The following is an 11465-nucleotide window of genomic DNA, read 5'->3' as shown; positions in this document are numbered from 1 at the left end:
AGAATCCGACGGCTTCTTCAGGGCGATCAGGTGAATGATAAGCAATGGCCGAGCGTGAAGAGATATCCGGATCTGCTGGTACTGTCGGCCACGAAGGGGGCGGGCGGAAATCGGTTCGGGACAATGTTGACCCATTGCGACGGGCAGCTGCTATCGACTGGTGGCAGGAGCAACGCTGGTCTGCTCGTGAATTCTGCCAGTGCAGGGATGCTGAACTGCGAGAATTGGCGCGGACGCGCATAGACGCTCTGCCCCTGCAGGAACTGATTTGGGAAACATCCTCGCAAAGAAAGGCACTTGAGCTTGAAATCCTCGCGGGAATTCAACAGGCCGAAGTGCACCTTGCAAGCGAGTTGGAACATGTCCTTACGGCGAACCCGTCCGGCAACGATGACCTGACCGGGTATTCCGGCTGGAGCGGAAGGGATCTCAGCAAACTGGCCCTTGGCGGCAGCGGCACAGCCGCTGTGGCGACAGTTGCGGCACGTGCGTCCCCAGGACTCCTTGGGATGCTTGGTCTTGGAGCCGCCTCGGCTGTCGCGGCCCCATTGGCTGTTACTGTGGGTGCTGCCGTATTCGCCTGGTCAGCTGCCTCAGTGGTAGGTGGAAAGCGGCAGGCCTATCTACAGTTGGTTCAGAATGCGGTGACGCGGTTGCTTGTCGCAACCGATAGCGAGGAAGGGTCTGTCCTTAGCCGCCATCTGCGTCGCCTTGATGAAGCATACAAGCAGCGTATCGAGAACGCATCATGACCTATTCGTTTGTCGTCCCGCCAGAACTGCAAGCAATGTGGGAGGCGGGAAAGCTGATCCGCCGAGGAGCGCTGCTGATCAATGCGAACGGTGGTGGCATTGTGGCCCATCTGCAGGAAACGGGCGCGTTCTCAGCCATTCAGCCGCTGGGCTCGGTTCTCTCGTCTTTGACGGGTGTAACCTCGGCAGGTTCTTTGGTCACAGGCGCTATCAGCGTCGTCCAGAATGAACAGATCAAGCGTCGTATCGATGTGATGCAGTCGATGCTGGGTGCCATGCAGGGTTTGCAGGTGGCAACTCTGGCAGGGTCGATCGCGAGCCTCGGCGTCAGTGCCGCTGGAACGGCGATAGTCTGTCAGCGGCTAGAGAAGCTGCGCCGCGACGTGCAGTCCACACACGATAGCGTTCTCGCCTTCCGGGACGAATGGCGCGCATATGAACTTCAACAACTGCTCGAAAGGGCTACCAACCGGATTGAACGTGTAGACGGCGCCGCCGTGCGCGTCGATCCAAGGCCACTCCTGACCGAGGCCGAGCAGGTTCTGCACGAAACCTTTGATGCCATGCACAATAGGGTGAAGCTGCTCTACACGCGGGAGGCAATCCCCATTGATAGCCTCAGACTGCTGCTCGATGGAATGGCGGTCACTGGCGGCGCGCAAATCAAGGCTCTGTTCCTTCTCGACGATCCGATGGGGGCAAAGTATCAGGCAACTCGTCAGTTTCAGAAACTCGCGCAGTTGACGACGGAAATGCCCGCAGACCTTCTGGTTGGGCGCCTCGGCGGGACGGAAGCAGCTGAACAGAACGCACGCGACGTGGCAGTCACACTCTCGGAAACGCGCCACCGTGTTGCTAGCCTTCCCAGCCTTGTTGACCACCTAGGTCTGCAAGGAATCTCTGCTCGAAGCTATATCGAGGCGGCCGAGGCCGAAGATGACGCGCCATTGATGATCATGCAGGTGGGCAAGACCCAACCATGATCGACATTTGTTGGAGGTCATCTGTGGCCTAGTGATCTGCTCCGTTCCTTGGTCTGAGCCATCTTTAGCTATGATCAACCTAGCAGCGCATCAGGCTACATCAACGCCACATCAACCTGCGACTGCGGGCTTCGTGCCGGTTTTGGGTGTGAATCCGTGCGAATGCTGATGTTTGCGAGGGTGAAAATCACGCCATAACAAAGGAATACCTCGTAAGTGGCTGAAATTTCTGATTATTCGGTTTTGCCCTGCCATAGGCTCATAACCTGAAGGTCGTAGGTTCAAATCCTACCCCCGCAACCAAAATCCTTAAATATATCAGATAGATAGAACCTGACCTAACCAGTCGGGGTTTCGGCGTTCAGTTCATGTCAACGCCATGTCAACGTTTTGGGAGTCGCCCTCCGACGCGCCCAGAGCGCCCGACTTTCAGCAGATCAAGAAGCGGGATCGAAGGCGTAGATCGCAGAACGGCGCCCCAACGATGTCGCGGCAAGATCGCTTGATGACAGAATAGTGCCCTATTCTGCCGTCAAGCGTCGTTGCTGCCAGTTGCCTGCGATCAAACTCAATTGACGCCAGGAGGACTTCACCTCTCTCGGCCGTTGGCGCGGTGCCGTCGGCTTCGGGGCCATGGAAACACGATGCAGCCTGTGGCAACGTCGCGCCATGATCGAGTTTCGCCCGCTCCCTGATGACCATCCCGATCTCGCGCATTCGCCCATGCTGCGGGCAGCACTCCTGACCCTGCAATACGCGCAGGAGCATGGCTCGATCGGGCTGACGAAGACCAAGGCCTTCAAGCGCGTCTTCGTCCATTGGGCGGTCGAGCATTTCGGCTGGCCGGGCAAAGGCGCGCAAGAAATGTTCCGCTACAACAAGGTCATCAACGAATACGAATTCCCGCCGCTCGAGGTCCTTCATTACCTGCTGATCTCACTGCGCCTCGGGCGGCACTACAAGAGTGAGTTCCGGCTGACCAAGCGGGGCGCCGAGCTTGCGGGCGCCCCGGGGCGCCTGTTTGCCGAGCTGATCCCCTATTTCGTGCTCCGGATCGATCACGCCTCCTATGCGCGCTTCGACGAGCGCCCCTTCGGCAAGTGGGATGTCTGGATGAACGTCATCAACGTAGAGGCCGACCACGGCACGACCGAGGCCGCCTTGTTCCAAGCATTCTACGGTGAGGCGAAGGACTGGCACACGGCCGGCTGGAGAGAGATGGCCGCGTTCTCGTCCTGCGTGCTGCGGCCGCTCGAATGGGCCGGATTGCTGATGGAAACCCGCGAGGACGGCCCCGGCAAGCATGTGTGCCATGTCTTCAAGACCCCGCTGTGGCGCAGCGCGCTCAAGCTCGACACCGACAACATGCTGCGGCCCATAGCCTTGCAGTGAGGGCCATGCCCTCAATGGCCACGTGCGAGCGCTTTGCTGGATGACGGAATCCCGGGTGCCCGCTAAGCTGCACTGATGAATTTCGCTTTCTACGATCTTGAAACCACCGGCACATCGCCCGCCTTCGATCAACCGCTGCAATTCGCCGCCATTCTGACGGATGGTGAATTCAGGGAGATCGAGCGGGTCAATCTTCGTTGCCGTATCGCGCCGCACATCATCCCCTCGCCTTGGGCGCTGGCGGTTACCGGCGTGCGCCCGGCGCAACTGGTGGATCCCGCATTCCCGACGCTCTTCGAGTTCATGCAGGAGATCGGCGCGCTGATCGAACGCTGGTCGCCCGCGATCTGGACGGGGTTCAACAGCATCCGCTTCGACGAGGAGATGCTGCGCCAGGCCTTCTACCAGAACCTTCAACCCGACATCTTCGCCACTCAATTCAACGGCAACACCCGCTTCGATATTCTGACCGCGCTCTATGCCGTCTGGCACCGCCAGCCCGAACTGTTCGAGTGGCCTGTGGATCCCGATGGCCGGGTGCGCTTCAAGCTGGACCGCATCGCACCGCTGAATGGCTTTGCCGCGCACAATGCCCATGACGCGCTCTGCGATGTCGAGGCGACCATCCACATCGCCCGCCAGATCGCCCAGCGCGCGCCGGGACTCTGGGCAGAGCTGCTCGCCAACCGCGACAAGGCGCATGTCCAGGCCAGCCTTGCGACCTTCCAGCCCATGGCGCTGGTCGAGCGGTTTGGGGGTGGCCTGCCGCGCGCGACAATCGGCTGCTTCTGCGGAACCTCAGCCAGCAACCCCAATCAGGTCGCCTTCTTCGATCTGGACGCTGCCGATCCGACTGATCTGCTCACGGCCGATGACGCGGCGGTCTTCGCCGCCGTCGATGCCACGCCGAAGGTCATCCGAGCGTTCTCCGTCAACAAGACGCCCGCATTGCTTTCCGTCGCCGCGCCCAGCGCCGAGCAGCTGCGCCGCGCCGAGATGATCGCCCATGCGCCCGAGTTCCGCGCGCGGGTGGGGAGAGCCCTTGCCGCGCGCTTCCCCGAGGATCTCGCTGCGCCCACCCCTCCGGTCGAGAAGCAGATCTATGGCGGCTTCTACAGCCATGCCGACAAGGCGCTGCTCGCGGAGTTCCAGGGCGCGAACTGGCCCCGACGCCAGGAGATCGTAGCCACCCTCGCCGATCCCCGTCTGCGCCAGCTCGGGCGCCGTCTGGTGGCGTTTCATGCGCCCGAGCTGCTCTCGGCTGAAGAGCGCGGGCAGTACCAGACGTGGTTGCGGGAGCGCTGGTCAGCGCCGGATGTTCCGGAGACCGAGTGGACCACCAAGGACCGCGCCCTTGCGGCACTGACAGAAATGCAGGGCGATGAGGAAGTCGATCCGCGGCTGGTGTCCGAGGTCGCGGCCTACCTGCAAGGCTTTGATGTAGCCCGGCTGATCCGCGTCGCCAAGTCCTTCGCATGAATCATTTTATTGCGAGGGACTATTTTGTAGTTCTATAGTGCGTGGGAGGATCAGGAAAGGAACCGGGTGGCGGGCAAGAAGGCGAAGCAGCTGAATTGGAGTGCGTCGAGGCGCAACGAGTTCATCGAGTTCCGGGTGTTCTGGCATGGTCGGATCAACCGCGCTGACCTGATGGACACCTTTGGTATCTCGCTGCAGCAGGCATCGCTCGACCTGACACGCTACTCGGAACGCTGGAAGCGAAACCTCGTCTACGACAAGAGCCAGCGCGCCTATGTTCGTGGCAAGGCATTCAAGCCGCGCTTCATCACGCCCAGCGCCGAGGACTACCTCGCTCAGCTGCGCGCCGTCGATCAGGGCTTGGTCTCGCGTGATCAGAGCTGGATCAGCGTCTTTCCGAGCTATGGTGCAACGCCAACACCTGCGCGCGGCGTCGCTCCCGAGACCTTGCGCGACGTTCTGGCCGCGATCCATGCGCCCGCTGCCCTTGAGATAACGTACCAGTCCATGTCCAGACCCGAGCCCAGCGCGCGTTGGATCGAGCCGCATGCGTTGGCCTTTGACGGGTTCCGCTGGCACGCGCGCGCGTTCTGCCAGAACGACCGGGTGTTCAAGGACTTCCTGCTGTCGAGGATCGTTGAGATCGGACAGCAGGGTCCCGTCACGGCTGATCCCCAGGCTGACACAGAGTGGCACACTGAGGCTGTTGTGGAGATCGGCCCGCATCCTGATCTCTCACCAACCCAGTGCCGCGCGATCGAGATGGATTACGGGATGGCGGAGGGCAGGGCACAGATCCCGGTGCGGCGAGCACTCTTATTCTATGCGCTCAAGCGCCTTGGCCTCGACACCGACCCTGCGGCGCGACGGCCGCAAGACCAGCAGATCGTGTTGTTGAACTCTGACAGGGTGGATGGCGCGCCCTCGTCAGCGCCCGTCACATAGGATTTTCAATGCGCGCATTTGAGTATGATCAGCATCTTGTCAGAGCCTACGAGCGGTTTTCTCGTTCATTTGCTTCGATCCGTGCCTTGGACATCCGCGCGGAAGTTGATCTGCAATACGTCGGCGGTCGGTTCTGGCCGGATTCGCTGCTCTCGCTGAACCCTCGATACGAGCGCGGCAAGTCAGTCGATGACCTGGTTGCTTCAGGCGATCTGGACCCAGCTACGGGGCAGGTTTTCTGGATCAATGGTGCGCCGCTGACATTCCACAAGCATCAGGCGCAGGCGATTGCAAAGGGTCAGGCCGGTCAGAGCTTCGTGGTCACGACAGGCACGGGCTCCGGAAAATCACTTTGCTTCTTCGTGCCTGTTGTCGACGCCATCATTCGTGCCCGCCGCGCAGGGGCGGCCCGAACAACACGGGCGATCATCATCTATCCGATGAACGCCCTTGCAAACAGTCAGATCAAGGAAATCGAGAAGTTCATCTCGCAGGCCGGATTGCCAGAAGAACTGCGTCCTGTCGTTCGACGCTACACGGGCCAGGAGGGGCAGCAGCAGCGTCTAGAGATCGCGTCGAACCCGCCCGATATCCTGCTGACGAACTTCATGATGGCCGAACTCCTGCTGACGAGGCAGGATGATGTCGACAGGCGCGTGATCGACAATGCGCGCGGGCTGGCGTTCATCGTCCTCGACGAACTCCATACCTACCGTGGGCGGCAAGGGGCGGATGTCGCGGTCCTTGTCCGGAGACTGCGCAACCGGTGTTCGAGCGGGGCGGACCCGCTCTGTATCGGCACGTCTGCCACCATGGCCAGCGAGGGGACCGATGAGGGTCGAGCCGGAGCCGTCGCAGACGTGGCTTCGCGGCTTTTCGGCGTGCCGATCGGACCGGACGCGATCATCGACGAGTCTCTCGTTCGTGCGACCGACCATGACCTGAAGCTTTCAGAGGTCCGGCCGCGCCTTGCGGAAGTCCTCACCGCACCATTGCCAGAGATGTTGCACGATGAGGCGTTGCGCCATCATCCCTTGGCGGTCTGGTGCGAGCTCGCCTTGGGTCTTGATGACGGCCAGTTCTTGCGCCGCAAGAAGCCGATGCCGTTCGAGAGGGCGGTCGAGTTGTTGGCCGAAGACAGCAAGCTCACGCAGGCGCAGTGTCGTCCTGCGCTCGAGGCATTTCTGACGCGTGTGAGCTTGCCCGAGTATCAGCGCGGCGGCGAGGGGTCTTCCGCATTTCTTGCGTTCAAGCTCCACAGGTTTATCTCGGGTGCAGGCGAAGTTTACACCACATTGCGGGATGCGCCGCGGCGCGTATTTTTTGAGGGGCAACTTGAGGACCCCGCTGATCGCGGTACGCGCCTCTACCCCACCCGCTTTTGCCGCAGCTGCGGTCATGAAGTTCACGTTGTCACACGCAGCGAGGACGAAAGGGGTACGCTTTTCCTTGCCCGCGACATAGACGACATTCCGCGAGAGGATCCGGAGGGGGACACTGCCGGATATCTGACGCCTACGGGCGATGATGATCCCGACTATGCATTCAATGGCGAGACGGGAACTCTGCCAGCAGAGTGGCGAGAAGAGAAAGGCGGGGTTGAGCGCGTCAGGGCCAACCGCAAGAGCCGCATTCCACAAAGGCTATCCGTACAGGCTGACGGACGAATTGGTCAGGGTCGGGACTTCTGGTTCATGGGGGGCAAGTTCGGTTTCTGTCCTCGTTGTCTGAATGAGCCAACCCCGAACGCACGCGAGCGAAGCAAGCTGCCGGGGTTGTCCGGAGAAGGCAGGAGCTCAGCCACGACGCTGCTCGTTTCCTCAGCCCTTCAGTGGATGAAGGGCGATAACAGCGGCGTGCCGCTCGAGAAGCGGAAGCTCCTCGGCTTCACCGACAACCGGCAGGACGCTGCTCTCCAGGCCGGCCATTTCAATGACTTCCTGTTCGTTGGTCTTCTGCGGGGCGCGATGCTTCGTGCCGTGATCGATGCCGGGGATCTCGGGCTGTCCGAAGACGAATTCGGTCTGAGGGTGGTGCGGGCGCTCGGATTTGTAGCTGGCAACAAGGCCGCCAGAGTGCACTGGATGCAGGACCCCGAGGCAGGCGCAGTTGCCAGGGAAGAAGCTCAGCGCGCCCTGGCGAGGGTCATCGCACACCGTGTCTGGACCGACCTGCGGCGCGGCTGGCGATACACCAGTCCCAACCTGATCGCGCTCAACCTGATAACGATCAGGTTCGTCGGCCTTGATGATCTGGTCGAAGATGAGGCCGCCATAAACGCGTTGCTCCCAGACGGCATCTACCTGGAACGCGTGAAGATCAGGACGCTTTTGAACGAACTGCTTAAGGCCTTTGTCGAGGGTCAGGCTGTCGACACCGAGTCGCTCGATCTTTCCGTTCTTGACGGCGTGAGCCTGTTATCGCGAAACCACCTTCGGTCGCCATGGTCCTTTGATCAGAAGGAGGGCTTGCGCGGACGAACGACGTTGCTCTTGCAGGCACCTGGCAAGGACAAGGTATCCTTAAAGGAAGAGCGCACCATCATCCGTGCCGGCCATAACTCGCGTATTGCGCGTCTGGTAAACACGCGTGATCTCATGGGCGTCAAGCTGAAGCGCGACGAGTACCTGACATTTCTGGACGGATTGATGTCGCTGCTCGGTAATGAGGGTCTACTTGCGCCTGTCGAGATCGAGGCCGACCTGCATGGTTGGAGGCTCGCTCCGGGTGCTGTCCGACTCGTGGCAGGTCATGGTCTTGAAGCAAATGACGACTCTGCCAACCAGTACTTCCGCGATCTTTACATGGGTATCGCGGATGACCTGAAATCTGGCGGGAGCGCGTGGTGGGGCCTCGAGAGCCGCGAGCATACGGCGCAGGTCACGCAGAAGCAGCGAGAGTTTCGAGAGTGGCGGTTCCGGTTTGAGGAAGAAGACCAAAAGCAGATCGAGGCCCACAAGGTAGAGTTCCGCGAGGAACGGGAGCCTACGCAATTCCTGCCAGCTCTCTTCTGCTCGCCCACCATGGAGCTGGGCGTCGACATTTCTGCGCTCAACGCCGTGTATCTGCGGAACGTGCCCCCTACACCGGCGAATTACGCACAACGTGCAGGGCGCGCAGGGAGATCGGGCCAACCCGCGGTCATCACGACCTACTGTGCCGCCCAGTCGCCGCACGATCAGTACTTCTTCAACCGACGCAACGAAATGGTCGCGGGCGTCGTACGTCCACCTGCTCTCGATATCACGAATGAGGATCTGATCAGGTCGCACTTACATGCGGTCTGGCTTGCGGAGACCGGGCTCGCGCTCAAGCCCGATATTCCTGATGTGTTGGATCTTGATGTCGCCGGCTTCCCCTTGAAGCGGGAGGTTCAGGACGTCCTGCGGAAGCCTGGTCTCGTCGCCCGTGCTCGGGCGCCGATGGGGTGGCTTCTTCAGCAGATACTCGCTTCGGTAGGCGGCGGCCCGCCGAGTTGGATGGGTGAAGCAGACGACTTCGTTTTGACTGTTGCGACCGAGGCGCCGGTCGAGTTCGACAAGGCGTTCAAGCGGTGGCGCGAGCTGTATCAGTCTGCGCGCGCACAGCTCATGGATGCCAACAAGCGTTCGGAGATCACTGGGCTTCCAGCTGTTGAGCGTCGAAAAGTCAAGGCAGCGCAGGCTCAGGCGCTCGATCAGATTGGCATTCTCGAACAAGGAAAGGCGACGAGCGGATCGGATTTCTATTCGTACCGATATCTCGCCACTGAGGGCTTCTTGCCCGGCTACAACTTCCCGAGGCTTCCTCTGTACGCCTTTGTTCCTGGGGACGGCAAATCGGGGGCGTATCTGCAGCGAGCCCGCTTCCTGGCGATTTCCGAATTTGGACCTCGGAGTCTGATCTACCACGAAGGTCGCGCCTATCGGGTCACCAAAGCAAAGCTACCGCCTGAATTGCGCGAAGGTGATGGTGCCGATCTGGCCACTCGCGATGTCTTCATCTGTTCGAATTGTGGTGCCAGCCACGAGGAGGAAACCGAGCGCTGCCATGCCTGCAACCAGCCGATGGCCGGTCATATCCCGATCGAGCGGACACTTAGGATCGATAATGTGGAGGCCGCACCGGCTGAACGCATTACGGCCAATGATGAAGAGCGTGTCCGTCAGGGGTTCGAAGTCCAGACGGTGTTTTCATGGCCACGACGAGACGGACGTGTCCAGATCACCGAGGCGGATTTCCGGGTTGGCGAAACCTCGATCCTCACCCTTCAGTATGCCAACGGCGCAGAGATCAGCCGATTGAACCTCGGCCTGAAACGGCGCAAGGCGAAGTCGATCAACGGGTTCTGGATCGATCCGCGCAGCGGCTTCTGGTCGAAGGCTGACGATGAGGGTGAAGAGAGCGACGCACCCCCGGATGTCATCAAGCCGGTCCGGATCGTTCCGATCGTTCGAGACCACAAGAACGCACTCCTGATCCGGTTTTCTTCGCCGGAAGACCAGTCGCCCGAGGCCCTCGCAACTGTTCAGCATGCGATCCTGCGCGGGATCGAGATCGTGTTCCAGTTGGAAGAGGGGGAAGTTCTGGGTGAGCCGCTGCCCGCGCGGGACAACCGGCGCACGATCCTCATCTATGAAGCAACCGAGGGCGGTGCTGGGGTGCTTGGTCGGTTGGTCGAGGATCCTTTGGCGCTTCCTGCTGTTGCGCGGGCCGCGCTGTCACTGATGCATTTCGAGCGGGTCTCCGAGGCGATTGCGGAGGGTGATCCAGAGCTGTTGACCGATGATCCCAAGGCCGAGTGCGCGCGGGCCTGCTATCGCTGCCTGCTCTCGTATTTCAACCAGCCCGACCATGAGTTGATCGATCGCGGAGATACCGCAGCCAAAAAAATGCTGATCGACTTGGCGCGTGGTGCTCCGGTGCTGAAGGCGGCTGGGCGCCCAACGGTCTGGGATGCGGTATTCAAGGCCGCTGGCATACCCATGCCGGATGGGAAGTCGCTGACGCTTGGTGGCCAGGCTGTCTCCTTCGTCTGGTCCGACGCACGGACAGCTGCGCTTATCGGCTCCGTCTCTGCCGCTGCGCGCGAGGAGGCCGACGACCGAGGGTGGGACATCTTCGAACTCAGTCTCGATCCCGCAGACGGATTGCCTTCTGATCTCATTGAACGCCTCAAGGAGTGACTTCATGACCCTCTCTTTTGCTCCAGGCGATCTTGTGCGGGCCCGCGGCCGTGAATGGGTTGCGATGCCCGCGCCGAGGGATGATCTCCTCGCGCTTCGCCCGCTGTCAGGTGGTGAAGCTGACACAGTGGTTCTCGATCCGCGTTTCGAGCTTTCACCGGTGGAATCGGCTCGGTTCGATTTGCCGCCTGACGCTGCACCCACGGTGCAGGCCAAGGCCGAACTCCTGGCCGATGCCTTGCGGCTCACCCTGCGGCGGGGCGCCGGACCGTTCCGGTCCGCAGCGCAGCTGGCGTTCGAGCCCAGGACGTATCAGCTTGTTCCTCTGCTGATGGCACTGCGCCTGCAGGTTCCGCGCCTGCTCATTGCCGACGATGTCGGTATCGGCAAGACCATCGAGGCCGGACTAATCCTGCGCGAACTCATGGATCGAGGGGAGGTCGAGCGATTTTCTGTTCTCTGCCCGCCGCATCTGGTGGAGCAATGGGTAATTGAACTGAAATCCCGGTTCGGGATCGATGCCGTGGCCGTGACCTCGGGAAGTGCTGCGCGTCTGGAGCGCGGGCTGCCTATCGCGCAAACTCTGTTCGATTCATTCGCGCATACGGTGGTCAGTCTTGATTTTCCATGTATCGGATACAAACCACCGGCTTTCAGCCGGTCCGCTTCAGCGTTTTTGTCGATGATCTCCTCTCCCGGATTTGAAGCCGCCAGAGGCGGTATGGCTTCAAATCCGGGAGAGGAGATCA

The 11465-nt window shown here is 60.8% G+C and carries 8 protein-coding genes; 7 read left to right on the top strand and 1 reads right to left on the bottom strand.

Going from position 1 to position 11465, the window contains the following annotated elements:
* Window positions 1-44: 44 nt before the first annotated feature.
* Entirely contained in the window at window positions 45-752 is a 708-nt protein-coding gene (locus tag KNW02_RS05915; protein ID WP_216032352.1) for a hypothetical protein, read from the top strand.
* On the top strand, window positions 749-1735 hold the full coding sequence (locus KNW02_RS05910) for a hypothetical protein (protein WP_216032351.1): 987 nt from the start codon (window positions 749-751) through the stop codon (window positions 1733-1735). Before KNW02_RS05915 ends, KNW02_RS05910 begins: the two co-directional genes overlap by 4 nt.
* 429 nt (window positions 1736-2164) lie before the next feature.
* Here KNW02_RS05910 and KNW02_RS05905 read toward each other — a convergent pair whose 3' ends face one another.
* On the bottom strand, window positions 2165-2452 hold the full coding sequence (locus KNW02_RS05905; protein ID WP_216032462.1) for a hypothetical protein: 288 nt from the start codon (window positions 2450-2452) through the stop codon (window positions 2165-2167).
* On the opposite strand from KNW02_RS05905, the gene KNW02_RS05900 reads away from it, so the two are divergent.
* From KNW02_RS05900 to KNW02_RS05880, 5 genes are all read left to right on the top strand, one after another.
* Window positions 2405-3127: a hypothetical protein gene (locus KNW02_RS05900; protein ID WP_216032350.1), complete on the top strand. Its 723-nt coding sequence runs from the start codon at window positions 2405-2407 to the stop codon at window positions 3125-3127. The two genes, KNW02_RS05905 and KNW02_RS05900, sit on opposite strands and share 48 nt — an antisense overlap.
* 75 nt (window positions 3128-3202) lie before the next feature.
* Window positions 3203-4606 (top strand): exonuclease domain-containing protein, encoded by a 1404-nt coding sequence (locus KNW02_RS05895; protein WP_216032349.1) that lies wholly within the window; start codon window positions 3203-3205, stop codon window positions 4604-4606.
* A 66-nt stretch (window positions 4607-4672) separates the two neighbouring features.
* Window positions 4673-5551: a BrxR family helix-turn-helix transcriptional regulator gene (locus KNW02_RS05890; RefSeq protein WP_348524685.1), complete on the top strand. Its 879-nt coding sequence runs from the start codon at window positions 4673-4675 to the stop codon at window positions 5549-5551.
* An 8-nt stretch (window positions 5552-5559) separates the two neighbouring features.
* Window positions 5560-10716, top strand: coding sequence for a DEAD/DEAH box helicase (locus KNW02_RS05885; protein ID WP_216032348.1), 5157 nt, complete (start codon window positions 5560-5562; stop codon window positions 10714-10716).
* Window positions 10717-10720: 4 nt separating this feature from the next.
* Window positions 10721-11465: DEAD/DEAH box helicase family protein (locus KNW02_RS05880; protein WP_489146120.1), on the top strand; the 745-nt coding region annotated here is incomplete at its 3' end.

This window comes from Paracoccus marinaquae (assembly GCF_018860165.1).
Classification (GTDB): domain Bacteria; phylum Pseudomonadota; class Alphaproteobacteria; order Rhodobacterales; family Rhodobacteraceae; genus Paracoccus; species Paracoccus marinaquae.
The sequence above is the reverse complement of the archived record's forward strand: the minus strand, read 5'-3'. Positions and strand labels throughout refer to the sequence as shown.